Annotated in this window: 26 protein-coding genes and 2 pseudogenes; 11 read left to right on the top strand and 17 right to left on the bottom strand. The window is 63.4% G+C overall.

The window, feature by feature from the left end:
• Positions 1 to 18: 18 nt before the first annotated feature.
• The 4 genes from AC1D1N_RS20080 to AC1D1N_RS20065 form a co-directional block, all read right to left on the bottom strand.
• On the bottom strand, positions 19 to 2985 hold the full coding sequence (locus tag AC1D1N_RS20080) for a bifunctional [glutamine synthetase] adenylyltransferase/[glutamine synthetase]-adenylyl-L-tyrosine phosphorylase (protein WP_477350560.1): 2967 nt from the start codon (positions 2983 to 2985) through the stop codon (positions 19 to 21).
• Positions 2985 to 4460, bottom strand: a complete 1476-nt coding sequence (locus tag AC1D1N_RS20075) for a sensor histidine kinase (RefSeq protein WP_477350559.1) — start codon at positions 4458 to 4460, stop codon at positions 2985 to 2987. The genes AC1D1N_RS20080 and AC1D1N_RS20075 overlap by 1 nt, the downstream gene beginning before the upstream one ends.
• Positions 4461 to 4567: 107 nt before the next feature.
• Complete coding sequence (locus AC1D1N_RS20070) at positions 4568 to 5239, bottom strand: response regulator transcription factor (protein ID WP_112564197.1); 672 nt, start codon at positions 5237 to 5239, stop codon at positions 4568 to 4570.
• Between the two features lie 257 nt (positions 5240 to 5496).
• Entirely contained in the window at positions 5497 to 7047 is a 1551-nt protein-coding gene (locus AC1D1N_RS20065) for a Do family serine endopeptidase (RefSeq protein ID WP_192256622.1), read from the bottom strand.
• Positions 7048 to 7204: 157 nt separating this feature from the next.
• Between AC1D1N_RS20065 and AC1D1N_RS20060 the strand changes: the two genes are divergently transcribed.
• Entirely contained in the window at positions 7205 to 7390 is a 186-nt protein-coding gene (locus AC1D1N_RS20060) for a hypothetical protein (RefSeq protein WP_436261936.1), read from the top strand.
• On the opposite strand, the gene AC1D1N_RS20055 is transcribed toward AC1D1N_RS20060, so the two are convergent.
• The 8 genes from AC1D1N_RS20055 to AC1D1N_RS20020 form a co-directional block, all read right to left on the bottom strand.
• Positions 7387 to 7851, bottom strand: coding sequence for a cytochrome c-type biogenesis protein (locus AC1D1N_RS20055; RefSeq protein ID WP_477350556.1), 465 nt, complete (start codon positions 7849 to 7851; stop codon positions 7387 to 7389). The genes AC1D1N_RS20060 and AC1D1N_RS20055 overlap by 4 nt on opposite strands.
• Complete coding sequence (locus AC1D1N_RS20050) at positions 7848 to 9836, bottom strand: heme lyase CcmF/NrfE family subunit (protein ID WP_477350554.1); 1989 nt, start codon at positions 9834 to 9836, stop codon at positions 7848 to 7850. Before AC1D1N_RS20050 ends, AC1D1N_RS20055 begins: the two co-directional genes overlap by 4 nt.
• Positions 9836 to 10279, bottom strand: coding sequence for a cytochrome c maturation protein CcmE (gene ccmE, locus AC1D1N_RS20045; RefSeq protein WP_436259014.1), 444 nt, complete (start codon positions 10277 to 10279; stop codon positions 9836 to 9838). The genes AC1D1N_RS20050 and ccmE overlap by 1 nt, the downstream gene beginning before the upstream one ends.
• Before the next feature lie 3 nt (positions 10280 to 10282).
• Positions 10283 to 11422: a c-type cytochrome biogenesis protein CcmI gene (ccmI, locus tag AC1D1N_RS20040; RefSeq protein ID WP_436259013.1), complete on the bottom strand. Its 1140-nt coding sequence runs from the start codon at positions 11420 to 11422 to the stop codon at positions 10283 to 10285.
• A gap of 108 nt (positions 11423 to 11530) precedes the next feature.
• Positions 11531 to 11974, bottom strand: coding sequence for a hypothetical protein (locus AC1D1N_RS20035; RefSeq protein ID WP_477350551.1), 444 nt, complete (start codon positions 11972 to 11974; stop codon positions 11531 to 11533).
• 175 nt (positions 11975 to 12149) lie between these two features.
• Positions 12150 to 13568, bottom strand: coding sequence for an ATP-binding protein (locus tag AC1D1N_RS20030; protein ID WP_477350549.1), 1419 nt, complete (start codon positions 13566 to 13568; stop codon positions 12150 to 12152).
• A complete protein-coding gene (locus AC1D1N_RS20025) occupies positions 13552 to 14217 on the bottom strand; it encodes a response regulator transcription factor (RefSeq protein WP_477350547.1) in 666 nt (221 codons plus the stop codon). Before AC1D1N_RS20025 ends, AC1D1N_RS20030 begins: the two co-directional genes overlap by 17 nt.
• Before the next feature lie 85 nt (positions 14218 to 14302).
• On the bottom strand, positions 14303 to 14563 hold the full coding sequence (locus AC1D1N_RS20020) for a hypothetical protein (RefSeq protein ID WP_477350545.1): 261 nt from the start codon (positions 14561 to 14563) through the stop codon (positions 14303 to 14305).
• A 281-nt stretch (positions 14564 to 14844) separates the two neighbouring features.
• Here AC1D1N_RS20020 and AC1D1N_RS20015 point away from each other — a divergent pair, with 281 nt between their 5' ends.
• Entirely contained in the window at positions 14845 to 15231 is a 387-nt protein-coding gene (locus AC1D1N_RS20015) for an ester cyclase (RefSeq protein ID WP_477350543.1), read from the top strand.
• Between the two features lie 10 nt (positions 15232 to 15241).
• Here AC1D1N_RS20015 and AC1D1N_RS20010 read toward each other — a convergent pair whose 3' ends face one another.
• Entirely contained in the window at positions 15242 to 15646 is a 405-nt protein-coding gene (locus AC1D1N_RS20010; RefSeq protein ID WP_436259009.1) for a DUF3168 domain-containing protein, read from the bottom strand.
• Positions 15647 to 15924: 278 nt separating this feature from the next.
• Here AC1D1N_RS20010 and AC1D1N_RS20005 point away from each other — a divergent pair, with 278 nt between their 5' ends.
• Both AC1D1N_RS20005 and AC1D1N_RS20000 read left to right on the top strand, forming a co-directional pair.
• Positions 15925 to 16140, top strand: a complete 216-nt coding sequence (locus AC1D1N_RS20005) for a hypothetical protein (RefSeq protein WP_436259008.1) — start codon at positions 15925 to 15927, stop codon at positions 16138 to 16140.
• A 7-nt stretch (positions 16141 to 16147) separates the two neighbouring features.
• Entirely contained in the window at positions 16148 to 16339 is a 192-nt protein-coding gene (locus AC1D1N_RS20000; RefSeq protein ID WP_436259007.1) for a hypothetical protein, read from the top strand.
• Positions 16340 to 16362: 23 nt separating this feature from the next.
• Here AC1D1N_RS20000 and AC1D1N_RS19995 read toward each other — a convergent pair whose 3' ends face one another.
• Together AC1D1N_RS19995 and AC1D1N_RS19990 are read right to left on the bottom strand one after the other, a co-directional pair.
• Positions 16363 to 16629: a DUF1488 family protein gene (locus AC1D1N_RS19995; RefSeq protein ID WP_112564165.1), complete on the bottom strand. Its 267-nt coding sequence runs from the start codon at positions 16627 to 16629 to the stop codon at positions 16363 to 16365.
• Entirely contained in the window at positions 16626 to 16889 is a 264-nt protein-coding gene (locus tag AC1D1N_RS19990) for a hypothetical protein (protein ID WP_112564162.1), read from the bottom strand. Before AC1D1N_RS19990 ends, AC1D1N_RS19995 begins: the two co-directional genes overlap by 4 nt.
• Positions 16890 to 17137: 248 nt before the next feature.
• On the opposite strand from AC1D1N_RS19990, the gene AC1D1N_RS19985 reads away from it, so the two are divergent.
• From AC1D1N_RS19985 to AC1D1N_RS19970, 4 genes are all read left to right on the top strand, one after another.
• Positions 17138 to 17452 carry a co-chaperone GroES gene (locus AC1D1N_RS19985; RefSeq protein WP_112564160.1) on the top strand — a complete coding sequence of 105 codons (315 nt, stop codon included), beginning with the start codon at positions 17138 to 17140 and terminating at the stop codon, positions 17450 to 17452.
• A 60-nt stretch (positions 17453 to 17512) separates the two neighbouring features.
• Positions 17513 to 19141 carry a chaperonin GroEL gene (groL, locus tag AC1D1N_RS19980; protein WP_477350540.1) on the top strand — a complete coding sequence of 543 codons (1629 nt, stop codon included), beginning with the start codon at positions 17513 to 17515 and terminating at the stop codon, positions 19139 to 19141.
• 130 nt (positions 19142 to 19271) lie between these two features.
• On the top strand, positions 19272 to 19436 hold the full coding sequence (locus AC1D1N_RS19975; protein WP_477234187.1) for a hypothetical protein: 165 nt from the start codon (positions 19272 to 19274) through the stop codon (positions 19434 to 19436).
• A 310-nt stretch (positions 19437 to 19746) separates the two neighbouring features.
• The gene (locus tag AC1D1N_RS19970) at positions 19747 to 20106 is read left to right on the top strand and encodes an SPW repeat protein (protein WP_112564283.1); all 360 of its coding nucleotides are present in this window, start codon (positions 19747 to 19749) and stop codon (positions 20104 to 20106) included.
• A 177-nt stretch (positions 20107 to 20283) separates the two neighbouring features.
• Here AC1D1N_RS19970 and AC1D1N_RS19965 read toward each other — a convergent pair whose 3' ends face one another.
• Positions 20284 to 21837: a trimethylamine methyltransferase family protein gene (locus AC1D1N_RS19965; RefSeq protein WP_477350538.1), complete on the bottom strand. Its 1554-nt coding sequence runs from the start codon at positions 21835 to 21837 to the stop codon at positions 20284 to 20286.
• A gap of 33 nt (positions 21838 to 21870) precedes the next feature.
• A pseudogene (locus tag AC1D1N_RS19960) lies at positions 21871 to 22122 on the bottom strand (FAD-dependent oxidoreductase); the annotation flags it as partial.
• A gap of 111 nt (positions 22123 to 22233) precedes the next feature.
• On the opposite strand from AC1D1N_RS19960, the gene AC1D1N_RS19955 reads away from it, so the two are divergent.
• The 3 genes and pseudogenes from AC1D1N_RS19955 to AC1D1N_RS19945 all read left to right on the top strand — a co-directional run.
• Positions 22234 to 22872 carry a TetR/AcrR family transcriptional regulator gene (locus AC1D1N_RS19955; RefSeq protein ID WP_477350536.1) on the top strand — a complete coding sequence of 213 codons (639 nt, stop codon included), beginning with the start codon at positions 22234 to 22236 and terminating at the stop codon, positions 22870 to 22872.
• 152 nt (positions 22873 to 23024) lie between these two features.
• Positions 23025 to 25184 carry a transglycosylase domain-containing protein gene (locus AC1D1N_RS19950; RefSeq protein WP_477350534.1) on the top strand — a complete coding sequence of 720 codons (2160 nt, stop codon included), beginning with the start codon at positions 23025 to 23027 and terminating at the stop codon, positions 25182 to 25184.
• Between the two features lie 211 nt (positions 25185 to 25395).
• Positions 25396 to 25594: pseudogene (locus AC1D1N_RS19945) on the top strand (IS5/IS1182 family transposase); the annotation flags it as partial.

Raw genomic sequence — 25594 nt, 5'->3', positions numbered from 1 at the left:
CGTCAGCGCTTCACGCCCTCACGACCCTTTCGTACGAAGCAAAAGGTCGAAATCCTTTCTGACCTTTTGCGACGTTTCCTTGAGATGTGCTTCCAGCACACCGAAATCCGGCAGGTCAGTCACCGCCAGAAGCAGATCCGACAATCCCGGCGGAACGTCGTCACGTTCGAATGCGCCGGTAAGGCAAAGCCGCGTCATCTGGGTCAGCGCCAGATAGAGTTGATAGGCTTCGCAAAGCTCCTGCCTGACATCGGTGTCGGCGAAATCCGGGGCCAGATGCGACAGGATTTCGCCGGTGGCGGTCAGCCTTCCGCCGGCTTCGACCTGGCCGGTGATGACGGCCACCTGCGCGATGAATTCGAGGTCTATCAGGCCGCCCGGGATCAGCTTGATATCCCAGAGATCGCGTGGCGACTTTTCCTTCTCGATCAGCGCGCGCATCTCGGATGCATCGGCCCTCACCTTGGCGGCGTCGCGCGGCAAGGCCAGAAGTGCCGCCACCTCGGTTTCGACCTCGGCGCACAGTGCCGCGTCGCCGCCAATGGCGCGGGCTCTGGCCAGCGCCATGTGCTCCCAGGTCCAGGCTTCCTGGCGCTGGTACTTCTTGAAGGCGTCGACATGGGTCGCCACCGGCCCTTTGTTGCCGGATGGCCGCAAGCGCAGGTCGAGCTCATAGAGAACGCCCTCGGCGGTCGGCGCCGAGACAGCCGCGATCAACCGCTGCGTCACCCTGGTGTAGTAATGCGACGGCGCCAGCGGCTTTTCGCCGTCGGATTCTTCCGCATCGGCGTGGTGGTCGTAAAGGAGGATGAGGTCGACATCCGAGCCGGCCGTCAATTCGCGGCTGCCGAGCTTGCCCATGCCGAGCAGCGACACCGTGCCGCCGGCGATACGGCCATGGCGGAGTGCGAATTCGGCCGTCACTGCCTGCAGTGCGGCGTCGATGGTGAGGTCGGCGAGGTCGGAAAAGGCACGGCCAGCACGGCTCGGGGTGATCGAGCCGGCGAGCAGGCGTACACCGATCAGGAACTTCTGCTCGGAGGCAAAGATGCGCAGACGGTCGAGCACGTCCTCGTAGGCCCTGTCGCCTTCGACGAAAGCCGCAAGCCGCGCCGACAGATAGGCGCGGTTGGGAAGTTCGTTCAGCAGCGCCGGATCGAGCAGACCGTCGAAGACATGCGGGCGCTTGGTGATGATCGCAGCCAGCCGGGGCGCGGCACCCATGATGGTCGCCATCAGCTTCAGCAAAGCGGGATTGGACTGCAGCAGCGAAAACAGCTGGATGCCGGCGGGCAGACCGGCGAGGAATTCGTCGAAGCGCACCAAAGCCTTGTCGGCTCGGCGCGTCTGGCCGAAGGCTTTGAGCAGCGCCGGTGTCAGTTCGGTCAGCCGCTCACGCGCTTCAGCCGACTGGGTGACGCGGTAGCGGCCGAAATGCCAGCCGCGAATGACGCGGCAGATGTCGCTCGGCCGCTTGAAGCCGAGCCCGTGCAAGGTCCGCAGCGTGTCGGGATCGTCGACATCGCCGGTAAAGACCAGATTGCCGACGCCTGCCGACAGTTCCGGAGCTGTCTCAAACAGCGCAGCGTAATGGCGCTCGACTTCCTGCAAAGCCGCGCGAAAAGCTTCGGAAAATTTGGCGGCATCGGCAAAGCCCAGCATATGGGCGACGCGTTCCAGCCCCTCATCATCGTCGGGCAGGATGTGTGTCTGCTCGTCGGCGACCATCTGGATGGCGTGCTCGACGCGGCGCAGGAACCAGTATTGGCGGGTGAGCGTGTCGCGGGCATCGGCGGTGATCCAGCCGCGCGCCGCCAGCGCACCCAGCATCGGCACGGTCTCGCGGCCGCGCAGCTCGGGAAAACGGCCGCCGGCAATCAGCTGCTGGGTCTGGACGAAGAACTCTATCTCGCGAATGCCGCCACGGCCGAGCTTGACGTTGTGGCCCTTCACCGCGATCTCGCCATGGCCCTTGTGGGCATGGATCTGGCGCTTGATCGAATGGACGTCGGCGATCGCCGCATAGTCCATGTATTTCCGCCAGACATAGGGCTGCAACTCCCGCAGGAACGCTTCGCCGGTGGCGAGATCGCCGGCCACGGGGCGCGCCTTGATCATGGCGGCGCGCTCCCAGTTCTGGCCGCGCGCCTCATAGTAGCGAAGTGCTGCCTCGACCGGGATTGCCAGCGGCGTCGAGCCGGGATCGGGGCGCAGCCTGAGGTCGGTGCGGAAGACATAGCCGTGCTCGGTGCGGTCCTGGAGGATGCGGACCAGCCTGCGGGTGAGGCGCGCGAACAGTTCGGTGGCGTCGAGCGGATCGACGATCGCCTTCGCATCCGGATCGAAGAAGACGACAAGGTCGATGTCGGAGGAAAAATTCAGCTCATGGGCGCCGAGTTTGCCCATGCCGAGCAGAATCCAGCCGGACTGCTCCGCCGGATTGTTGGGGTCCGGCAATTTGAGCTTGCCCTGGCTGTGCGCCTCGCGCAGCAGGAAGTCGACCGCCGCGCGGGTGCAGGTGTCGGCGAGGTTGCTGAGACGCCTGACCGTCAGCGCGGCATCGGCCTCGCCGGAGAGATCTGCAAGCGCGATCAGGAAGTGAGCTTCCGCCTTCCACTGCCTGAGCTCCATCATCAGGCTGGATTCCGAAACGGTCTCGGCAAGGGCAGCATTGCCGATCGCTTCGGCAATGCTGAGCAGCCTGGCCTCGACACCGTCATCGAACAGCGCGTCGAGGATTTGCGGCCGGCGGCGCGCGACATCGCGGAGGAAAGGCGAGAGATCGACGACCGCAGCGAGAAAATCCTGGGCCGCTCCCTTGCCGCCTAAGAATTTCGCCAGCCGCGGCAGACCTTCGTCCTCGGCGTCGCCAGCGATCTCGGACAGTTCACGGCGGGCGCGGCTCTCATCTAGCGGCGCGAGCTTTGCCGCCAGTTGCAGCTGCCATTCGGTCTCGATCGGTTTCGCAGCCATACTCACTGCCATCAGTGATCCTCCCGCGCGGGGAAACTCATGATAACGGACAATCCGGGATTGGCGGGCAGAAGTTCGAGCTTGCCATTGTGGAACGTCATGATCGCCTTGGCGAGGCTGAGGCCGAGGCCGGACCCCGGCTGCGAGCGGCTCTTTTCCAGCCGCACGAAGCGCTCGGTCGCCCTCGCGCGATCAGCGTCATCGGGAATGCCATGGCCGTTGTCGGCGACGGAAAGCCGGATGTCATGGCCGACACGCTGTAGCGCAACGCGCACGGCCGGCTTCTCAGTTGCGTCGGTTGAATATTTGATGGCGTTGTCGACGATGTTCGACAGCGCCTGGCCGATCAGCTCGCGGTTACCATTGACGGTGAAGTCCCCGTCCACGGAGGTTTCGAGCGCCACGCCGGCCTCCTCCGCCACCGGCTCGTAAAGCTCGACGACATCGCGCACGGCAGCGGCGAGATCGACCTTGCTGGTGCTTTCCGAGGAATAGCCCGCCTCCAGCCTGGAGATCATCAGGATGGCGTTGAAGGTCTTTATCAGCTGGTCGGACTCGGCAATCGTGCCTTCCAACGCCTGCCGGTAGTCGGTGGTCTTGGGCTTGCCCGAAAGCGTCGCCTCAGCGCGGTTGCGCAGCCTGGTCAGTGGCGTCTTCAAATCATGGGCGATGTTGTCGGAGACCTGCTTGAGGCCTTCGTTCAGCGTCGCAATCCTGGCCAGCATTGTGTTGAGGTTTTCCGACAGGCGGTCGAATTCATCGCCGGCGCCAGTCACCGGCAGCCGTCCCGTGAGGTCGCCGCCCATGATGCGGCGGCTCGCCTCCGAGACGCTGTCGATGCGCTTGAGCGCGGCGCGGCCGACAAAGAACCAGATCAGCAGCCCGCCCAGCCCCATCATGCCCAGCGCCAGCATCAACGCGCGACGGATGACGGCGCGGAAGCGCTCGGGTTCGCCGAGATCGCGGCCGACAAGCATGATCATCTGGTTGGGCAGCCGCAGCACCAAAGCGATGGCATTATGGCCCTTCTCGCCTTCCACCTGAACTTCGGTCTCGCCGGGCGGCGTCCCGTTGGGGTCGGCAGCCTGATTGCGCTGCCGCTCGAGCTCGCCCTCGCCGAAGCGCCGGTAGGAGAATGGCTCCGTCGTCCAGCCGTCGGTCTCGAGCACGCCCGGCTCCAGGCTCTGCACGTTGCCGGTCAGGATCTGGCCGTTGGCGTCGGCGATCAGATAGAGATTGGCGCCGGGCTGGCGCGAGCGCTGCTCGACCACGCGCACCAGCACCGGCAGACCGCCGCGCTGATAAGCGCGTGCAAGGCCGAGCACCTCGTCATTGATGGTTTCCTGCGTCTGGCCGGTAAGCATCCGCGCCGACAGCGACGTCATGTAGAAAACCAGCAGGACGGCGCACAGCGCAAAAAGAAGAAAATAGAGCGCCGAAAGCCGCGCCGCCGTCGTCCTCATGATGGCCGGCAGGGAAAGGGCCATGGATGTCTAGATCATGATGAGATTTGGTTGAAATCTCATCATGACCTACCCCTCTGTTGGAGCATGATCTTTTCCAAAAACCGGTACCCACTTTTTGGGATCATGCTCTAGCTCTTCAGCATATAGCCGGCGCCGCGGACGGTGTGCAGGATTGGCTTGTCGAAACCCTTCTCGATCTTGCCGCGCAGCCGCGAGACATGCACGTCGATGACGTTGGTCTGCGGATCGAAATGATAGTCCCAGACATTTTCGAGCAGCATGGTGCGCGTCACCACCTGGCCGGCGTGGCGCATCAGATATTCGAGCAGGCGGAATTCGCGCGGCTGCAGCGTGATCTCGCGCGCGGCGCGCTTCACGGAATGGGAGAGACGGTCGAGCTCGAGATCGCCGACCCGGTAGACGGTTTCGGCTTCCCTGGCGCTGGCGCGGCGGTTCAGCACCTCGACGCGGGCGAGCAATTCGGAAAAGGCATAAGGCTTGGTCAGATAGTCGTCGCCGCCAGCGCGCAGACCGGTGACGCGGTCATCGACCTCGCCCAGCGCCGACAGGATCAGCACCGGCGTGGTGTTGCCGCGCGAGCGCAGGCCGGCAATGACGGAGAGCCCGTCGCGGCGCGGCATCATACGGTCGACCACCATCACGTCATAGTCGCCGGCATCGGCAAGCGCGAAGCCGGTTTCGCCGTCGCCGGCGACATGGGCGGTGTGTCCGGCCTCGGTAAAGGCCTTCTGCATGTAGTCGGCCGCCTCGCGATCGTCTTCTATGACGAGAATCTTCATAGAGCCGTTATACGCGATTTCGCTGGAAGATTGAGGGGCCGCCATGAGCGTGAAAAGCTTTCGTTCAAGCATGTCGTTATCCCAAAACCGCCGTGCACTTTTGGGCGACATGCTTTGCTGTTAGAGCGGCAGCGGGCGATGGGGGCCCGCTGCCGCCGGGGGCAGAACACGATGACTGACTAACGCGTTCGGCCCCTTGCTTTCCCGTGCGGCAGCTCGGGGGTGTTGAAACCGCCGCACTGGAAAAGTGTTCGATGTCAGCCCTTGGCGACCGGAAGCGCGACGAAGCGGTTCGAGTCATCGCGGGTGATCTGCATCAGCACCGCCTTGCGGCCGGACTTGACCGCATCGGCCATCGCCTTGGCGACGTCCTCGGTGCCGTTCACCTCCGTCGAATTGACCGAGGTGATGACATCGCCGGGCTGGATGCCGCGGTCGGCGGCATCGCTGTCGGGGTCGACATCGGTCACCACCAGACCCTTGCCGTTCTCCGACTTGGTGACGGTGAGGCCGAGATCGGCCAGCGCGGCCGGCTTTGCCGGTGCTGCAGGCTGCTGCGGGTCGGCCGAGGCCTGCTTGTCGGTGGACGGCAGCGTGCCGAGGTCGACCTTGATCGTCTCGCTTTTGCCGTCGCGCCACACGGTGACGTCGACCGACTTGCCGGGCGAATAGGCACCGATCAGGCGAGCCAGTTCCTTCGGCGATGCAACGTCCTTGCCTTCGACCTGGGTGATCACGTCACCGGCGGTGATGCCGGCCTTCTTGCCGGGACCGCCGTCCTGGGCGCTGGAGACCAGAGCCCCGTTCTGCGACTTCAAGCCCAGCGATTCGGCGATATCCGACGTGACCGGCTGGATTTCGACGCCGAGCCAACCACGCTGCACCGAGCCGCTCTTCATCAGATCCTGCACAACCTGCTTGGCGGTCGAGGCCGGAATGTCGAAGGCGATGCCGACGCTGCCGCCCGAGGGTGAGAAGATTGCGGTGTTGATGCCGACGACCTGGCCGTTGAGGTTGAAGGTCGGTCCGCCAGAATTGCCGCGGTTGACCGAGGCGTCGATCTGGATGAAGTCGTCATAAGGGCCGGCCCCGATGTCGCGGCCACGGGCCGAGACAATGCCGGCGGTGACAGTGCCGCCGAGACCGAACGGATTGCCGACGGCCACCACCCAATCACCGACGCGAACCTTGGAATCGTCGGCGAAGTCGACATAGGTGAACTTGCCGACACCGTCGACCTTGAGCACGGCCAGATCGGTGCGCGGATCGGTGCCGATCAGCTTGGCGTCGAGTTCCTTGCCGTCATTCATCACCACGGTGAAGGCAGAGCCTTCCTCGACGACATGGTTGTTGGTGACGAGATAGCCGTCATCGGAGATGAAGAAGCCCGAACCCTGCGCCACCGGGCGGGGCTGGTCGTTGTTGTGGTCGCGACGGTTGAAGCGGCGATTGCCGAACTGGCCGTTCTGGTCGCCGAAGCCGCGGAATTGCTTGAAGAACTGGCGCAGCTGCGGATTGTCGGGCAGGTTGTTCATGCCGTCCGGATCATCGGACTGGTCGGAACCGTCATCGGCGGCAGGTTCGATCTTGGCCTTGACCTTGACGCTAACCACGGCGGGCGAAACGCGCTCGACGACATCGGCAAAGCCCGGCACCTGCGGCGCCTCGACCCGGACAGCGTCGGCCAGAACTGGGGCCGTGCCGGTGGTGACGGCGCCGAAACCAATGGCACCGGCAATGGCCAGCGAGGCGGCAGCGGCCAACAGGCGCTTGCGGGTGCGGGAATATGAATTGGGGGCAATAGACATGGATCTTGTATCCTCTTTTCACTGGATGCGGCTCAGGCAGAGCATCCTCGGACAAGAGGAATAGCGATGCGCACATTACGGCGCCATTTCCGAAGCATGAAAGTTTTGTAATGTTTGCGGTGCTCACCTACTGGCACAGCGAACGGTGCGCGGGTCCATGACACAAAACACCACCAAGACAATTCGGGAGTGCGACATTATCGAAGGTATCAAACGCGGCATCGCCGATGCCGTGGCTGGCCACTTGGTGCCCCATGAAGAAGCGATGGCGGAAATTGACGCCTTGATCGAAGCGGAACACAAGATAATAGCGGCCAATCGCCGAGGGCCGAATCGAGCCTAATCGTTCAGTATCTTGTCCAGCGCCGCCTGTTCCTCGGCGCTCAGCGCCTTGGTTGCCAGCGAGCGGCGGGAGCGCGTGGTGAGCACAATGAAAATGGCGCCGACCAGAAGCAGAAGCACCGGCGTGCCCCACAGCAAGGCGTTGCGGGGACTGAAGCGCGGTTTCAGCAGTACGAATTCGCCATAGCGCGAAACGATATAGTCCATCACCTGCTGGTCGGTATCGCCGGCAACCAGGCGCTGGCGCACCAGAATGCGCAGGTCGCGGGCAAGGTCGGCATCGGATTCGTCGATCGACTGGTTCTGGCAGACCATGCAGCGCAGGCCTTCGGACAGCAGCCGCGCCCTCGCCTCGAGCGCGGGATCGGCGAGAACTTCGTCGGGTTTCACTGCTTGCGCTGCGCCGGCGAACAACAGCGTCAGCAGCAGGACGAGCGAGGCCAGCGAGAACCTGGTGCTCACGGCAGGCCTGCCGATGGCATGGCAGCTGTCGGCTTGCGGCGCGAGGGCGCGCCGACACGCAGGCGGCGGTCGAACAGCGACATTGCCGCGCCCGCCATCATCACAAGAGCACCGCCCCAGATCAGCGTCACCAGCGGCTTCCACCACAGGCGCACGACGACCGAACCGTCGGTGCCCTCGTCGCCCAGCGATAGATAGAGCTGGCTGAACCCGATCGTCTCGATGCCGGATTCGGTCGTGGTCGTCTGCCGCACCGGAAAGAAGCGCTTGGCCGAGGTGATTTCAGCCGCGATGCCGCCATCGGCGCCGATCAAGGAAAAGCGGCCGCGGTCCTCGCTGTAGTTCGGGCCCTGCGCGGGATAGAGCCCTTCGAAGCGCAGCGTGTGGCCGGAGAGTTCGACGCTCTCGCCGGCATGCATCGACAGGATTTTTTCGGTGCCGAAGCATAGCGTGCCGACAATGCCAAGCGTCGTCAGCCCGAGGCCGAGATGGGCCAGGGCGGTGCCGAACACCGAACGCGGCAGGCCGGCGAAACGGCGCAGCATGATGGCCGGCGACACATTGCCGAAGCCGGATTTGACGGCAAGGTCGGTGAGCGCGCCGCAGACCAGCCAGAAGGCAAGGCCGACGCCAAGAGCGGCGAACACCGAGGCGCCGTCGATGAACAGGCCGGTGACCAGCATCGCCAGAAGGGCGGCGGCGAAGGCCGCCATCAGGCGCTGGGCGACGGCATAGAGGTCACCGCGCTTCCAGGCCAGCAGCGGCCCGAACGGAACCACGACCAGCAGCGGCACCATCAGCGGGCCGAATGTGAGGTTGAAGAATGGCGCACCGACCGAGATCTTGCCGGCCGAAAGCGCCTCAACCGCGAGCGGATAGAGCGTGCCGACCAGCACGGTCGCGGTCGCCGTGGTCAAAAACAGGTTGTTGAGCACCAGCGCGCCTTCGCGCGAGATCGGGTGGAACAGGCCGCCGGCCGTAAGCCTGGAGGCGCGCAGCGCAAACAACGCCAGCGAGCCGCCGATGAACAACGTCAATATGCACAGAATGAAGATGCCGCGCGTCGGATCGGTGGCGAAGGCATGCACCGAGGTCAGCACGCCGGAGCGCACCAGGAAGGTGCCGAGCAACGACAGCGAGAAGGTGAGGATGGCGAGCAGCAGCGTCCAGATCTTGAGCGCCGAGCGCTTCTCCATGACGATCGCCGAATGCAAGAGCGCGGTGCCTGCCAGCCACGGCATGAAGGAGGCGTTTTCGACCGGGTCCCAGAACCAGAAGCCGCCCCAGCCAAGCTCGTAATAGGCCCAGTATGAGCCCATGGCGATGCCGCCGGTGAGGAACATCCAGGCGACCAGCGTCCATGGCCTCACCCAGCGCGCCCAGGAGGCATCGATGCGGCCTTCGATGAGGGCCGCGACCGAGAAGGAAAAGCAGATGGAGAAGCCGACATAGCCGAGATAGAGCAGGGGTGGATGGATGGCGAGGCCGAGGTCCTGCAGGACCGGGTTGAGATCGCGGCCTTCGATCGGCGCCGGATTGAGCCTGATGAACGGATTGGACGTCACCAGGATGAACAGGAAGAAGGTGGCGCCGATCGCCCCTTGCACGGCCAGCACATTGGCGCGCAGCGTTGCCGGCAAATTGGAGCCGAAGACGGCGACCAGCGCGCCGAAGAAGGTCAGGATGAGCACCCACAAGAGCATCGAGCCTTCGTGATTGCCCCAGGTTCCGGTGATCTTGTAGATCAGCGGTTGCAGCGAATGCGAGTTTTCCCAAATGCTGGCCACCGAGAAATCGGAGCTTGCATAGGCGCCGGCGAGGGCTGCGAACGAGAGCGCGGTCAGCGCGAAGCCGGTAACCGTGACAGGCTCGCCGACGGCCATCAGCCGCTGATTGCCGGTGCGGGCGCCGATGAGCGGCACCAGCATCTGCACCAGCGACAGCGCGAAGGCGAGGACGAGCGCGAAATGTCCGGTTTCAACCATTACTCGCTCTTGCTCTCCTGCCACACGCCCTTGGCCTTCAGCCCGTCGGCCACTTCCTTGGGCATGTAGCGTTCGTCATGCTTGGCCAGCACGCTGTCGGCGACAAAGACGCCATCCGTTCCGAAGCTGCCCTCGGTGATGACTCCCTGTTCCTCGCGGAACAGGTCGGGCAGGATGCCGGTATAGGTGACCTTGACCGATTTGTGCGTGTCGGTGACCGAGAACGCAACCGTCGCGCCCTGCCCGCGCACGACCGTGCCCTTTTCGACGAGGCCGCCCAGCCTGATGCGCTGTCCCGGCTGCAGGCTTGCGGTGGTCAGGTCGGCAGGCATGTAGAAATAGGAGGCCTTCTGGCCGAGCGCATAGAAGGTCAGTCCGGTGGCGGCGCCGAGGAAGGCGAGGCCTCCGATGATCACGGACAATCGCTTCTGCTTACGCGTCATGCCCTACTCCCTCGCCGTCAGGCCGAGCGAGGCGGCAAAGGCGGTGAATTTCTTCGCTTCCTCACTGTCGGCGCCGAAAACGGCAATACTGCGATGCAGCGCTTCGCGCGCCTGGTCGGCCTTGCCCAGCACCACATAGGAACGAATGAGCCGCATCCATCCTTCCGTGTCGCGCGGATTTTGCCGCAGTTTTTCATCGAGACCGGCGACCATGGTGTCGATCATGGCCTGCCTGTCCTGCGGCGCCATCGACGAGGCGGCATCGACGGCTGCGGCATCGGGACCTTTCGCGGGCTCTCCTGACTCGACGCTGCGGTTGGCGGCCTCGGCCAACGCCTGTTGGACAGCGCCCCGCCAAGGCGAATCCGGCGGCAGGAGGCCGAGCATCTTCTGCCAGGCAGCGGTCGCCTCTGCCAAGCGGCCTTCCTGCGCCAGCGCCATGGCCAGGTAGAAGGCGGCTTTCTGGTTTGCCGGGTCGAGCTTCAATGCCTGCTCGAATGCCGATTGGGCATCGGCCGAGACAATGCCGCCGGCGGCATTGGCGATCGCTTCGCCGAGACCGGCCTCGCGGGCAGCGGTGTCGCCATCGAGGCGGATGGCGTTGCGATAGGCTGTCACCGCATCGGAAAAGCGCTGCAGGCGCAGATAGATCGGGGCGAGCACGTCCCATCCCCTGCCATCGGACGGATTGGCGGCAAGATGGGCCTCGGCGCGCGCCACCAATTCATCGACCGAACTATCGGCCGGGTTCTTGGCCAGCCGTTCGGCAAGCGGCTGCGACGGCAAATCAGGCGAGCCGAGCTGGCTGTACAGGCCCCAGCTGAGCAGCGGGACCACCAGCACCGCTGACGTCGCCACCAGCCTGGCGGCCCTCGACGACTGACGCGTGCCGGGCGCATCGGCTTGACTGACATTTCCCAGGCGAAGGATGCGGCGGGCGATTTCAGCGCGCGCTTCCTCCGCTTCCGCCGGCTGGATCAGGCCGCGCGCAGCGTCACGCTCGAGTTCGGCCAATTGGTCGCGATAGACTTCGAGGTCGTGGTCGCCAGCAGTCGACGCGCCGTTCGAGCCACCGGCCAGCGGCAGCAGCACCGCCAAGCTGGCGCCGAGCGTTAGGATTGCGGCTATGACCCAGAACAGCATCTTTTCATCCAATACCGGCAGAGCCCTGCTCTGCCAACATGGGCATCCTGCGACGCTTTGACGGCGTGGTCGTTGACCGACGTCAACCGGACCCGATCCGGTGGACCATCAGGTCAGCGGCGTCCAGCTGCCGTCGGCGTTGCGGCAGGCGGTGCCACGCGCGGTCTGGCTGGCCGTGCCTGTGAACACCGTGTGCGTGTATTGGCGGCAATCCTGCGAGCCGACGCGATAGGGCTGGGCCGCGACGACTTCGCCGGAATGGGCCGAACTGTCGCTCTTCCACGTCACCTTCTGGCCGCTCGCCGTGTATTCGAGCGCCTTGTATTCCGCTTCGAGCGCCTTGCGCTTCTCGGTCTCGTTCAGACCACTGCCGATCGATCCGCCAACGAGCCCGCCGGCCATGGCCGAGATGATCGTCGTCGCCACCTTGGCGCCAGATGGAGGCGGCGCAGGTGGGTTGGTGATGGAGATATCCGGGCCGCCGCCCTTGCTCAGAGTTCCGCAGCCGGAGAGAGCGAGCAGTGCGGAAACGAGCGCAACGCGAATCTTCATGCCTACAACCAGTTTTCTTGAACGGGATGCGCTGGGGGGCCGCGTCATCGGGGATATCTGGAGGCCATACTATTGATATTTGTCGGAAATTTGGCCGTTTTTAACGGCTTTTGTGCAATCGATGGGCCGCCATAACACAGGCACCCCAGCCATGTCGATTGGTCCTGGAGAAGCATCATTGCAGGCTCCGCAAGCGCACCACCGCCTTCAGCCCGCCCATGGCGGAGCGGTCGAGCGCCAGTACGCCGCCATACTCGTTGACGAGGTCGGCGACAATGGCAAGTCCGAGCCCGGTTCCTGGCTTGGTCTCGTCGAGGCGCCGGCCGCGTTTGAGCGCATCGCGCGCCTTGTCCTCGGGAATGCCTGGACCGTCATCCTCGATTGATATCTCGAACAGGCCGGCGGCGGCCGGCGTGACGGACACGGCAACACTGCTTTTTGCCCATTTCATCGCATTGTCGAGCAGATTGCCGAGCAGTTCCTCCAGATCCTCGCGCTCGCCGGCAAAGACGATGTCGGCCGCCGGCAAGGCAAGCGACAGGCTGACATCCGGCTTGAGTTTTTGCAGCACACGCACCATGCGCTGGACCAGCGGTGTCACCGGCGTGCGGTAGACGACGCTGTCACGCTGCGCGGCGACGCGGGCGCGCTGCAGATAATGATCGACCTGCTTCTGCATCGAGGCGGCCTGGTCGGCGATGAGCTGGCCCTTGGCGCCGCCCAGCGCCCGCCCCTCATTGATCAGCACGGCGAGCGGCGTCTTCAGCGAATGGGCGAGATTGCCGACCTGCGTGCGCGAGCGTTCGACGATGCGCTTGTTGTTTTCGATCAGCGCATTGGTCTCGTTGGCAAGCGGCTCAATCTCGGCCGGGAACTGGCCGTCGAGCCGTTGCGCCGTGCCCTCGCGGACCATGGCAAGCGCGTTGCGGACCCGGCGCAAGGGCTGCAGGCCGAGCAGGATGGCGATGGCGTTGATGGCGATCATGCCGACGCCGAACAGGCTGAGATAGGTCAGGAGGCGACGCTGGAAGGTGGCGATCTCCTGCTCGAGCTCGGTCTTGTTGCCCATGACGCGGAAGCGCGCGGCGCGGTTCTTGGCATCGAGGACGAATTCGCTTTCGAACACCTGCAGTTCCTCGTCGCCGATGCCGTCGGTGGAATAGCTGCGCTGGAAACTGGAATTGAAAGGCACCTCGGCGACGGTCGGCGACGGGATCGTCGTGGTCATCGAGGATGAGTGGAGATTGCCGTGCACGCCTTCGGAAGCTGGTTCCACCGACCAGTACCAGCCTGAATTCGGCTCCGAGAAGCGCAGGTCGCCGAGGTCGGGAGCGCCGGTGAGCTGGCCGGACTCGGAAACGCCGACGGAGCCGATCAGGTTGAACAGGTGCGCCGACAAAAGGCTGTCGAAGCCACGCTCGCTTGCCTGGCGGTAGAGCGTGGTGATCAGGGTAAAGATGACGATCAGGGTGAGGATCGCCCAGATCGTGGAAAAGCCGATGACGCGGAAAGCCAGCGAGCGCGGCCAGAGCCGTGCCGAAAAAGGCTTCCTTGCTGGTATGGGGAGCGGTTCCGCCTTACGCCTCCGGCTCACGCATGCGATAGCCCATGCCGCGCACGGTTTCGATCATATCGATGCCCATCTTCTTGCGCAGCCGGCCGACAAACACCTCGATGGTGTTGGAATCGCGGTCGAAATCCTGGTCGTAAAGATGCTCGACCAGTTCGGTGCGCGACACCACCTCGCCCATATGGTGCATCAGATAGGCAAGCAGGCGGAACTCGTGCGAGGTGAGCTTCAGCGGCTGGCCGTCGACATCGGCCTTGGAGGCCTTGGTGTCGAGGCGCAGCTGCCCGCAGGTCAGCTCGGACGAGGCATGGCCGGCGGCGCGCCGGATCAGCGCCCTCACCCGCGCCAGCACCTCCTCGATGTGGAACGGCTTGGTGACGTAGTCGTCGGCGCCGGCATCGATGCCCGACACCTTGTCGCTCCAGCGATCTCGCGCGGTCAGGATCAGCACCGGCATCTTGCGGCCGTTGCGGCGCCAGCGCTCGACGACGCTGATGCCGTCCATCTGCGGCAGGCCGATGTCGAGCACGACGGCATCGTAGGGCTCGGTGTCGCCGAGGAAATGTCCTTCCTCGCCGTCATAGGCGCGGTCGACGACATAGCCGGCATCGACCAGCGCGTCGGCCAGCTGCCGGTTGAGATCCTTGTCATCTTCGACAACGAGTACGCGCATGATCGATCCGGCCTGTTGATGTCTCAGATATAGGCCGATTCCGGCGGCCTGGGAAACGAGCCCTGTAAAGGGAAGATTGGGGGGGTCAGTTCGCCGGGACGACGATCTCGGAACGACGCGGACGCTGGCCGTCCTTGCCGGGCACCAGAACGACAATGACGCAGACCTCCTGGCCGCCACGCGTCGACTGCGAAGCCTTGGCCAGTGTGCCGCCATTCTGCTCGGCAACCTGCTGACCGATCGCGTAGCAATCGGCCGCGGCCGCCGGCGTCGCCTGCGACGCCAACACGCCGGCGATGCCAAGCGCCAGCGTCGCGGTTCTGAGATGGGAGCGAAGCGTTTTCATGGTCGGCGTTGTAACGCAACTGTGCTGAACGTGAAATGAACGGTGAACGGTTGAAAATCCATCCCCGCAATATCCCCTGCGCGCGAAACGAATGAATGCGATCATGCCGCCCAGTCCCCTCAGACCGGGAATGGGATTCATAGCCGGAAAACCGGCAGCTCGGCTATGGTTTTTGCGAACAGGTTCTCAAGTCGTAGATGGATTGGGGAAGAGGTCAAGGCGCGACCATCCTCAGGGGCGCCCTAATTAGCGTAGGAAACGCCAAACCATCGGAGTGGGCCATGACGGATAATGATCTTGCCGACCTCTACCGGGGCTACATCGCCTGCCTGAATGCCCAGGACTGGGCCAATCTCGGAAAGTTCGTCGGCAATGAAGTTCAGCACAATGGCGAAATGCTCGGCCTTTCAGGCTATCGCCGCATGCTCGAAGGCGATTTCGAGGCCATTCCCGATCTCGGTTTCAACATCGAACTGCTGGTCTGCCAACCACCGCGCGTGGCGGCGCGCCTGTATTTCGACTGTCATCCCAAGGGAATGCTGTTCGGCCTGCCGGTGAATGGCAAGCGCGTGTCGTTCGCCGAGAATGTTTTCTACGAATTCGGAGAGGGTCGCATCCGCGAGGTGTGGTCGGTCATCGACAAGGCCGAGATCCAGGCGCAGATTTAGGCTGCTTCTATCAATTTTGCTGCGTGATGGCGCGAATCCGCAGCAGCCCGTGATGGAGCGCTAGATCCTCGTCATAGCGCGCCTCGGCGAACTCCAGCGACAAGCGTGTCTGGTCGCGCGAGCCGGTGGCGAATGCAGCGCCGTCGAGGCGCGCCCGGATGCTGTCCATGATCAGACGCGTCTCGGCCTCGCCTTGCGCCTTCGACCAGACATGCAGCGTGATCAGCTGGTCGTCATCGTTGTCGGCGCCGGTGTCGAGATCGAAAGCGCTGGTCCGGCCATAGGTGACATAGGGGAAGGCGGCACTGTCGGCAGCCTGCTCGCGCAATCCGGCGCCGCCGAGCAGCGCCGTCAGCGAGGCGTCGCTCTTCAATCTCATGAACAAGGCTTGCAGCAAATCGCCGGGCGCCGTCATCCTCGTCTCCGTTCGCCTGTCGTGCCTAGAGCATGATGTCGTCCGAAAACCGCTTCACACTTTTCGGCATCATGCTCTGGAACAAACCTCATCCCGCACCAGTTTCGCGCGCAACCTAACTGCGTTGCACCGGTTTCGCCAGATAATGGCCGGCCCGCTGCAAGTTGCGAATCGGGCGGCATGGCCGTTTCAGGGACCGGTTTTTATTTGGCATGCAGGGAGTTTCAAGAAGGGTGTTATGAGGAGGCCTGTTTTCTCCGACAATTCGAGGTCATTTCATGCGAACGCCATCGCTGCTGCCGGCTTTTGGAAAGCTCGGCGTCAAGCCGCCGGTCGTGATTGCGGCAGCACCCACGCTGTCCAAGGGCATGAACAGCGCAGCTTTGCGCATGCGGAAGGTTCTTTCCGCGCACGGCGGCCTGATCCTGAAGCTGTCGGTGCTGGTCTGGACGATCCTGATCCTGGCGGCGGCATTTTTCATGTCACGGGCCTGACGCCGCGATGGCAAACCGCTACGCCTTGCGCATGGACCAGCCTGAGAGCTGGACTATCTTCGACATCTTCACCGGCCAGCCTGTCGAGCTCAAGCATCAGGTCATGGTCGGCATGACTGTGCGCGATGCGGAAGCGACGGCCGACCGCCTGAACAGCCGGGACGTCAAGCGGCGGGCAAAAGCCGACCGCAAATCCTGATCCAGGTCGATCGCAGCCGGGAGCTAACTGAAATCCGCGGCGGTGAGCACATATATGCTCTTGCGGGTGCGCGCATAGGCCTTGCTGGCGATGTCATGGATGGATCTGGACGCCGTATCGAAGGCTGCCAGATAGGTGGCTTCCGAGGTCGCCGTCCCCGACGGCGCCTTCGAGATTGCATCGGCAGCGACAGAGAAGGAAATCTGGAACATGCCGTCATGGCCGACAAAGCGGATGCGCTTGCCGGCCTCGTCATAGCTGCGGCTTGGATTGGGGAATGTCAGGCTCATGACTTGGCTCCCTTGGGTGCGGCGGCAGCCTTCTTGACTGTCGCCCGCTTCTTCTTCGGTGTCGGATTCAGGGCTTCCTCAACGCGGTCGGCCTCTTCCTTGGCCAGGCGCAATCCCCTGAGCCTTGCGGTCTTGATCTCCCTGGCTCTGGCCTCGGATACGTAATCGGAGGTTGCCTTGTTGCGCTCGGCCGTCTTCTTCTGCTTGTCCATGAAGCGGGCCTCAGCTTTTTCCATGATGCTCTGATTGCCGTCGGCCATCGCTTAAATCTCCCTTGTGCCTGAAACCGTTGAAATGAAACTTTCCATATAAATAGTCGCTTTGGCGCAGAAATTCAATTTTTTGAATTATTTAGACGGATCGCGATATCTGGAAATCCACAGGCCACATAATACTTTTTAATATTTTGAGTTGCCCGTGAATAATTTTTGGCACTCCTATCTATCGAGTGCCAACGCGCCTATAAGAGCGGTGTGGCCGCCTGTGCAGGCCCCAGAAAGAAGTTCTCATGAAGTTTCGGCCACTCCACGACCGCGTCGTCATCCGGCGCGCCGAAGGCGATACCAAATCCAAGGGCGGTATCATCATTCCCGACAATGCCAAGGAAAAGCCGCAGGAAGGCGAAGTCATCGCCGTCGGCCCCGGCGCACGCGACGAAAACGGCGCGCTTGTTCCGCTCGATGTCAAGGCAGGCGACTTGATCCTGTTCGGCAAATGGTCGGGCACCGAGGTCAAGATCGATGGCGAGGACCTTCTGATCATGAAGGAAGCCGACATCATGGGCGTTATCGAAAAGGCCGTCGAAGCCAAGAAGGCCGCCTGACTGAAGCGCCGCGCATCTGCGCGGTGACGGTCCACTCCAAATGCGAACTGGATGAAAAAAATGTCTGCCAAGGAAATCAAATTCTCCACCGACGCGCGCGACCGCATGCTGCGCGGCGTCGAGATCCTCACCAATGCGGTGAAGGTCACGCTTGGCCCCAAGGGCCGCAACGTCATCATCGACAAGGCCTATGGCGCGCCGCGCATCACCAAGGACGGAGTCACCGTCGCCAAGGAAATCGAGCTTGCCGACAAGTTCGAGAACATGGGCGCGCAGATGGTGCGCGAAGTGGCTTCGAAGACCAACGACCTCGCCGGTGACGGCACCACCACCGCCACGGTGCTGGCCGCCTCGATCCTGCGCGAAGGCGCCAAGCTCGTCGCCGCCGGCATGAACCCGATGGATCTCAAGCGCGGCATCGACCAGGCTGTCGCCGCCGTGGTCAAAGACATCAAGGCGAAGGCCAAGAAGGTCAAGTCGTCGGCCGAGATCGCCCAGGTCGGCACCATCGCCGCCAATGGCGACGCCACCGTCGGCGCCATGATCGCCAAGGCGATGGATAAGGTCGGCAATGACGGCGTCATCACCGTCGAGGAAGCCAAGACCGCCGACACCGAACTCGACGTCGTCGAAGGCATGCAATTCGACCGCGGCTATCTCTCGCCCTATTTCGTCACCAATGCCGACAAGATGCGCGTTGAATTGGAAGAGCCTTACGTCCTCATCCACGAGAAGAAGCTCGGCAATCTGCAGGCGATGCTGCCGATCCTCGAGGCGGTGGTGCAGAGCGGCCGGCCGCTGCTGATCATTTCGGAAGACGTGGAGGGCGAAGCGCTGGCGACGTTGGTCGTCAACAAACTGCGCGGCGGCCTCAAGGTCGCGGCCGTCAAGGCACCGGGCTTCGGGGACCGCCGCAAGGCGATGCTGGAAGACATCGCGGTGCTGACATCGGGCCAGATGATTTCCGAGGATCTCGGCATCAAGCTCGAAAACGTCACCATCGAGATGCTCGGTCGCGCAAAGCGGGTGCTGATCGAGAAGGACACCACCACGATCATCGACGGCGCCGGCACCAAGGCGACCATCCAGGCGCGCATCGCCCAGATCAAGGGGCAGATCGAAGAGACGACGTCCGACTACGACAAGGAGAAGCTGCAGGAGCGGCTGGCCAAGCTCGCCGGCGGCGTTGCCGTCATCCGCGTCGGCGGCGTCACCGAGTCGGAAGTGAAGGAAAAGAAGGACCGCATCGACGACGCACTGAACGCCACGCGCGCGGCAGTGGAAGAAGGCATCGTGCCTGGCGGCGGCGTGGCGCTTCTGCGCGCCAGGTCGGCTCTGGCCGGACTGACCGGCGCCAATGAAGACGTGACGGCGGGCATTTCGATCGTGCTGCGCGCGCTCGAAGCGCCGATCCGCCAGATCGCCGAGAATTCCGGTGTCGAAGGCTCGATCGTCGTCGGCAAGCTGTCCGACAGCAAGGATCACAATCAGGGCTTTGACGCCCAGAACGAGACCTATGTCGACATGATCAAGGCCGGCATCGTCGATCCGGCGAAAGTGGTGCGCACCGCACTGCAGGATGCCGGCTCGATCGCAGCGCTTCTGATCACCGCCGAAGCGATGATCACCGACGTCCCGGCCAAGGATGCAGCACCCGCGGGCGCCGGCGGCGGCATGGGCGGCTACTGACCACCCGCCTGAAAGGCCCGCCCGGGAAAGCCGGACGGGCGTAAACAGAACAGCGGCCGCCGGGGCATTTCCCCGGCGCGCCCAAGGATTTCCGTCAGTCAGCAGTCAGCAACGACAGGGAGATCGATAGATGATCAATTTCGCCCCGAAGCCAAATGCTGTGCCCGCGACCAAGCCGGCCGAGGAAAGCCGCTTCGATCGCATTCGCCGGCTTGCCGCCGACAAGCACAGGCAGACCGATGCCGGCACCATACGCCGCGAACCACCGAAGACCGGCGACAAGCGGCCCATGTGAGACGCGCGCTGCGTTCCCTCAAGAGGCCGGCACGCCCTACGTGTCGAGGATACCGGTGACCGGCTGCGCCAACACCCACGCCGGGGCGCCTGTCTCCTTCACCGTCGGGCGCAAGCCAGGCTGAAGCCCTCCAGGAGGCGAAGGAAAAGCTTATCGTCCAATCCAGCCTCCACTGCGCTATGAATTCGCAGTCATCGGCCGCCCTGGGGCAGGTCCTTGAAGGTCATTTGAAGCGTAATTATATCAACAACTAAGCGTGCGGTGCACGCGAAACGTAGTGCTTTGGTCAAGCTTCTCTATGGAGGTTGTCATGGCCAATAAACTCATGGAAGGAAAACGTGGCCAGGATCTGATTAATCTGATCCTTGCCGTTTGCCTGTTCGTCTCACCCTGGATAGTCGGCTTCGCTGCTGAAACCACTGCCGCTTACAACGCCTGGATTGTTGGCGTTGTGCTCGGTGCGCTGGCTTTCGCGACGCTTTCCGTATTCGCCGAGTGGGAAGAGTGGGTGAATCTTGTTCTCGGGCTCTGGCTGATCGTGTCGCCCTGGCTGCTTGGTTTTATGGCGAACGCAAACGCAATGGGAACCCATGTGGTTCTTGGCGTGCTGGTGGTTCTCGCATCGGCCTGGGCAGTCTGGGACGTTCATCACCCGCACGCGCATGCGTGATCGGTGACGACAAAGGAGGGGCCCGGCGCGTGAGCGGCGGGCTCCGCTGATCGCTGAGAGCGATACGCCGGCCCGTGAGCCGGGCCGCGTGCATCGCGTGCATATAGCGTGAAAAACAGGACCGCCCGGCCAATATCCCGGCGGCCCAGCAGATTACCATTGCCGGTTGCGTTCCTTTCACGAGACCGGTGCTGCCCCGCCCTGTTCGGTGCGCCGCGCTATGAATTCATCGAGAAAACCTGATGTAGCAGCCGCCGAAGCCGGCGGCTGGAAGTCGGCAAGCACCCGCTTCCAGATGCCGGTGGCGCGCTCGGTGGCCGACTTCGAACCGGACTGCGTCCAGTTGCCGAAATTCGACCAGTCGGCAACCAGCGGCTCGTAGAAGGCGGTGCGGTAGCGCGCCATGGTGTGGCCGGCGGAGAAGAAATGCCCGCCGGGCTGGACTTCGGCGATGGCCTCGAAGCCGATCGCGTCGTCGTCGCCAGGAGTTGCCGCGCAAAGCTCGGCAATCGACTGCACTGCCTCGATGTCGGTGATCAGCTTCTCGAAAGAGACACTCAGGCCACCCTCTAGCCAGCCTGCGGCGTGGATGCAGACGGTGGCGCCGGCAAGCACCGAACCCCAAAGGGCGAACTGCGACTCATGAGCTGCCTGCGCATCGGAAATGTTGGCGGCACTGCCGGCACCCGAACGCCAGGGAAGGCCGATGAAGCGCGCCAGTTGGCCGGCCCCAAGTGTCGCCTTGACGTGTTCGGGCGTGCCGAATGCCGGCGCGCCCGACTTCATGTCGACATTGGAGGAGAAGGAACCGTAAAGCACGGGTGCGCCCGGGCGCACGATCTGCGCCAGGGCCAGACCGGCGAGCGCCTCGGCATGCTGCAGCGTCAGCGCGCCGGCGACCGTGATCGGCGCCATGGCCCCGGCCAGGCAGAACGGCGTGATGACTAGGACCTGCCCGGCGCGGGCGAAGTCGATGATGCCTTGCGCCATCGGAATGTCGAGCTGGCGCGGTGAATTGGTGTTGATGATGGTGTAGCAATGGGCGCCAGCGCGAAATTCATCCTCTGACAGCCCGCGCGCCAGCCGGATCATCTCAAACCCATCCTCGACCTGCGGCGTTCCACGAGCGAAGACAAAAGGGAACTTGTCGGACAGCGTCAACTGCGCGCGGTTGACGGCATAGTGGCGTAAACGGTTGTCGACATCCTGCGGCTCGATGCAGGGGCAAAGCATATGCAGTATGTCGAAATGCTGGATGAGCTTGGTCAATTCCTCGAAGGCGCTGAGCGTTCCCGGCCGGCGGCCGCGTTCGAGATCGGTGACGTTAGGTGCGCCAGCGCCGGCGAGGAAGGTCATGGAGCCGAGTTCGAGCGTGAGGTCTCGGCTGCGATCGCCGGCCAGCGCCGGGATCGACTTTGGCGCCGAGGCCAGTGCGGCCGCGACGATGTCTCGACCGATGCGCACCATCTGGCTGTCCTCATCGACCAGCGCACCGGCTTTCGCGTAAATCGCGCGCGCCTCGGGCAGCAGCACCTTGATGCCGAGCTCTTCCAGTACGCGCAGCGCCGTGTCGTGGATGGCGACGACGCGATCGTCCGAAAACACCGGCTGCGGCAGGAACGGGTTTTTGAGCGAACGATAATTCGGGTGGCGGCTCGACCCGCTGCCGGCCTCACCGGTGTGTCCGCGCCGGCGCTCGCGCCTGGTCTCCCTTATGACATCATCGACCATGGCCACCACTCCTCATTGCCTCATTGCCTTGCCCAGGCCGGCATTCTGGCCGGACTCGGCCTCGATTTCGCGATAGAGCTTGATCGTATAGTCCTGCAGGGCCGCGACATTGGGATCGGCGTTGAGTGCGTGGAAGCCGGCCGCCGCATGCCAGGTCGAACCAGCGGTCAGCTCGGCGCGTTCGATCCGCGCCACCTCGCTCCAGCCGAAGCGCGCCAGATGGTAGATCACCGAGGCGCCGACCACGCCTCCGCCGATGACGACCGCCCGATAATGCGACTTCACGAGCCTCTCCCTCTCGCAGGATGCCCACACGATACATATACTGGACACATGTGTCTAGACACTTATGTCCAGAGCTTGCGCGACGCTGCGCGCCATGCCACTTGTGGGTCCATGATCATGATCGCACCGCAGGACGAACCGGCGTCCGGCAACATCAAGGTGACACGCCAGGACTGGATCAATCTGGCGCTGCAGACGCTGATCTCGGACGGCATTGAGAGCGTACGGGTGCTGACGCTCGGCCAGAAACTCGGCGTCTCGCGCTCAAGCTTCTACTGGTATTTCCAGAGCCGCCAGGACCTGCTCGACCAGTTGCTCACCCATTGGCATGACACCAACACCAAGGCGATCGTCGAGCGGGCAAAGCGGCCTGCCGAGACGATCATCGTGGCCGTCTTGAACGTCTTCGAATGCTGGGCCGACGAGCGCCTGTTCGATCCGCGGCTCGATTTTGCCGTCCGCGAATGGGCACGGCGCTCAGACGATGTTCGCGCCGCCATCGACCAGGCCGACAACGACCGTCTTGGCGCCATCCGCGAGATGTATCGCCGCCACGGCTATGACGAGGAAGACGCCTTCATCCGGGCGCGCGTGCTCTACTACATGCAGATCGGCTATTACGTGCTCGACCTCAAGGAGCCGGTCGAGACGCGGATCAGCCATCTCGCCGCCTATCTGCGCGCCTTCACCGGCCAGGAGCCGAGCGATGCGGATGTAGCGCATTTTATGCACTTCATCGCCGCGCGCTGATAGAATAGCGGTTGGCGGTCAACAAACCGTGCGGTGTGGCCTGGCTGCCCTTGTGAGCGGGGCTGAAATGGACGAATAGTCTTCGCCGGGTACCCCTGCCCTGAAATTGCCCGCTTGCGGTTCTCAGGTCTTGGGTGGGGTGAGTTTCGGGAATGGCCAGTCCTTTAGAACGACGTCCAAGAAGAAGAGGCCCGATCGCCGCAGCGCTGCTGGCGGTGGATGCCTGGATCGATTCCTCACTCTACGAAATCGGCTTCAAGACCGGCCAGTTCTGGGAATCGGCAACCATTTTTTCGCGGCGCTTCCGCGTCACCGGCTGGCGGCGCGGCATCATCGAGGTGCTGAGCGAAAGTTTCACGATGGGCGCCGGCGGCTTCGTCGTGCTCCTGGCGCTGGCCATGCCGGCCTTCCAGATCACCACAGGCGACTGGCGCAGCCAGGGCGATTTCGCCGTCACCTTCCTCGACCGCTACGGCAACGAGATCGGCCAGCGCGGCATCATCCAGCGCGATTCGGTGCCGGTCGACGAGATGCCGGACCATGTCATCAAGGCGGTGCTGGCGACCGAGGACCGGCGTTTCTTCGAGCATTACGGCATCGACGTGCTCGGCCTGTCGCGCGCCATCTTCGAGAATGTGCGGGCCAATTCCGTCGTCCAGGGTGGCTCCAGCATCACCCAGCAGCTGGCCAAGAACCTGTTCCTGTCGAATGAGCGGACCTTGCAGCGCAAGATCAAGGAAGCTTTCCTTTCGCTGTGGCTGGAGGCCAATCTGTCGAAGAAGGAAATCCTGCAGCTCTATCTCGACCGCGCCTATATGGGCGGCGGCACGTTCGGCATCGAGGCGGCGGCGGATTTCTATTTTGGCAAGAGCGTCAAGGATCTGAACCTCGCCGAGGCGGCGATGCTGGCCGGCCTGTTCAAGGCGCCGACCAAATACGCCCCGCACATCAACCTGCCGGCTGCCCGCGCCCGCGCCAATGTGGTGCTGTCCAACCTCGTCGATTCCGGCTTCATGACAGAAGGCCAGGTGTTGCAGGCACGGCTGCACCCAGCCGAGATCGTCGACCGCGGCGAGCAGAAGAGCCCGGATTATTTCCTCGACTGGGCCTTCGACGAGGTCAAGATGATCGCCAAGCCCGGCCAGCATTCGCTGGTCGCCCACACCACATTCGACGCCAACATCCAGAAGGCGGCGGAAGAATCCGTCGAATTCCACCTCCGCCAGTTCGGCAAGGAATACAACGTCACCGAAGGCGCCGTTGTGGTGATCGAGACCAATGGCGCGGTGCGCGCCATCGTCGGCGGCCGCGACTATGGCGCCAGCCAGTTCAACCGCGCCACCAAGGCGCTGCGCCAGACCGGTTCGTCATTCAAACCTTACGTCTACGCCACCGCGATGGAGCATGGCTTCACCCCGGACTCCGTCGTCTCGGGCGGGCCGATCAGTTGGGGCGGCTGGTCGCCGCACAATTACAATGGCGGCTCGGCCGGCAATGTGACGCTGATCACGGCGATCGCCAAGTCGATCAACACCGTACCGGTGCGGCTGGCCAAGGACTATCTCGGCATCGGTCCGATCAAGGCGATGGCGGAATCATTCGGCGTGGAATCTCCGCTGGAATCGCACAAGACCATGGTGCTCGGCACATCGGGCATGACGGTGATGGACCAGGCGACGGGCTACAGCGTGTTCGCGCAGGACGGCTTCGCCGGCTCCCGCCACGGCATTACCCAGCTCGTCACCCGCACCGGCGATGTCGTCTACGACTTCGCCAAGGATGCGCCTGCGCCGCATCGGGTTTTGTCGGAACAGGCGTTGAAATACATGAACACCATGCTGGCTGCGGTGCCGGCGATCGGTACGGCGCGGCGCGCGCAGCTGCCCAACATCGTCGTTGCCGGCAAGACCGGAACGACGCAATCCTACCGCGACGCCTGGTTCGTCGGCTTCACCGGCAACTACACGGCCGCTGTCTGGCTCGGCAATGACGACTTCACCCCGACCCGCAACATGACCGGCGGCACGCTGCCGGCGATGGTGTGGCAGCGGCTGATGGTCTACGCGCACCAGAACATCGACCTGAAGCCAATCCCCGGCCTCGACAAGCCCTTTGTCGACGAAGAAATCGCCGCCAAGGCCGAGGAGGCGGAGAAGAAAAATGCCGATCAGGCGGCAGCAGATGCCGCCGCCGAGCGCCCGCCCGTGCTGTCCAGCCGCACGACGCAGACACTGCGCGAAATGACCAAGGTGTTCCAGGCCGCGCCCGTGCTGGTCGCACCATCGGCGCCGGAGACCTTGTCGGCGCTCTGACCAACGCGGCTTTCCTTCTCCCCTTGTGGGAGAAGGTGGATCGGCGCGCAGCGCCGAGACGGTTGAGGGGTGGGTGACGGAGAGCCGTCGCCGCCAAGCTGGAGCACCCCTCATCCGACCTCGCTTCGCGAGGCCACCTTCTCCCACAAGGGGCCTGTTGCGTAATTGGCTGGTTGTGATTCTCTGAAGGCGAAAGGCCGGGAGAGTCACAATGGCAGTTAAGCGGACGGGTCAGTTGAGCTTGGTGGAGGCATTTCTGGGCGACAAGCTTGCGGGCGGTTCTTCGCCGCTCGACCGCCTGTCGGGGCTGGTGAAGTGGTACCGGTTCGAGAAGCTGCTTAACCGGCTGCGCGATGGCGGGCCGGGTCGGGCAGCCTGGCCGCCACTGGTGCTGTTCATGGTGCTGTTCA

It is taken from the genome of Mesorhizobium sp. P2_B5 (assembly GCF_056404775.1).
The sequence above is the reverse complement of the archived record's forward strand: the minus strand, read 5'-3'. Positions and strand labels throughout refer to the sequence as shown.

Coding starts and splice junctions, on each gene's coding strand:
- AC1D1N_RS20080 (WP_477350560.1), bottom strand. CDS start 2,985: ATGGCAGTGAGTATGGCTGCGAAACCGATCGAGACCGAATGGCAGCTG.
- AC1D1N_RS20075 (WP_477350559.1), bottom strand. CDS start 4,460: ATGGCCCTTTCCCTGCCGGCCATCATGAGGACGACGGCGGCGCGGCTT.
- AC1D1N_RS20070 (WP_112564197.1), bottom strand. CDS start 5,239: ATGAAGATTCTCGTCATAGAAGACGATCGCGAGGCGGCCGACTACATG.
- AC1D1N_RS20065 (WP_192256622.1), bottom strand. CDS start 7,047: ATGTCTATTGCCCCCAATTCATATTCCCGCACCCGCAAGCGCCTGTTG.
- AC1D1N_RS20060 (WP_436261936.1), top strand. CDS start 7,205: ATGACACAAAACACCACCAAGACAATTCGGGAGTGCGACATTATCGAA.
- AC1D1N_RS20050 (WP_477350554.1), bottom strand. CDS start 9,836: ATGGTTGAAACCGGACATTTCGCGCTCGTCCTCGCCTTCGCGCTGTCG.
- ccmE (WP_436259014.1), bottom strand. CDS start 10,279: ATGACGCGTAAGCAGAAGCGATTGTCCGTGATCATCGGAGGCCTCGCC.
- ccmI (WP_436259013.1), bottom strand. CDS start 11,422: ATGCTGTTCTGGGTCATAGCCGCAATCCTAACGCTCGGCGCCAGCTTG.
- AC1D1N_RS20035 (WP_477350551.1), bottom strand. CDS start 11,974: ATGAAGATTCGCGTTGCGCTCGTTTCCGCACTGCTCGCTCTCTCCGGC.
- AC1D1N_RS20025 (WP_477350547.1), bottom strand. CDS start 14,217: ATGCGCGTACTCGTTGTCGAAGATGACAAGGATCTCAACCGGCAGCTG.
- AC1D1N_RS20020 (WP_477350545.1), bottom strand. CDS start 14,563: ATGAAAACGCTTCGCTCCCATCTCAGAACCGCGACGCTGGCGCTTGGC.
- AC1D1N_RS20015 (WP_477350543.1), top strand. CDS start 14,845: ATGACGGATAATGATCTTGCCGACCTCTACCGGGGCTACATCGCCTGC.
- AC1D1N_RS20010 (WP_436259009.1), bottom strand. CDS start 15,646: ATGACGGCGCCCGGCGATTTGCTGCAAGCCTTGTTCATGAGATTGAAG.
- AC1D1N_RS20005 (WP_436259008.1), top strand. CDS start 15,925: ATGCGAACGCCATCGCTGCTGCCGGCTTTTGGAAAGCTCGGCGTCAAG.
- AC1D1N_RS20000 (WP_436259007.1), top strand. CDS start 16,148: ATGGCAAACCGCTACGCCTTGCGCATGGACCAGCCTGAGAGCTGGACT.
- AC1D1N_RS19995 (WP_112564165.1), bottom strand. CDS start 16,629: ATGAGCCTGACATTCCCCAATCCAAGCCGCAGCTATGACGAGGCCGGC.
- AC1D1N_RS19990 (WP_112564162.1), bottom strand. CDS start 16,889: ATGGCCGACGGCAATCAGAGCATCATGGAAAAAGCTGAGGCCCGCTTC.
- AC1D1N_RS19985 (WP_112564160.1), top strand. CDS start 17,138: ATGAAGTTTCGGCCACTCCACGACCGCGTCGTCATCCGGCGCGCCGAA.
- groL (WP_477350540.1), top strand. CDS start 17,513: ATGTCTGCCAAGGAAATCAAATTCTCCACCGACGCGCGCGACCGCATG.
- AC1D1N_RS19975 (WP_477234187.1), top strand. CDS start 19,272: ATGATCAATTTCGCCCCGAAGCCAAATGCTGTGCCCGCGACCAAGCCG.
- AC1D1N_RS19970 (WP_112564283.1), top strand. CDS start 19,747: ATGGCCAATAAACTCATGGAAGGAAAACGTGGCCAGGATCTGATTAAT.
- AC1D1N_RS19965 (WP_477350538.1), bottom strand. CDS start 21,837: ATGGTCGATGATGTCATAAGGGAGACCAGGCGCGAGCGCCGGCGCGGA.
- AC1D1N_RS19955 (WP_477350536.1), top strand. CDS start 22,234: ATGATCATGATCGCACCGCAGGACGAACCGGCGTCCGGCAACATCAAG.
- AC1D1N_RS19950 (WP_477350534.1), top strand. CDS start 23,025: ATGGCCAGTCCTTTAGAACGACGTCCAAGAAGAAGAGGCCCGATCGCC.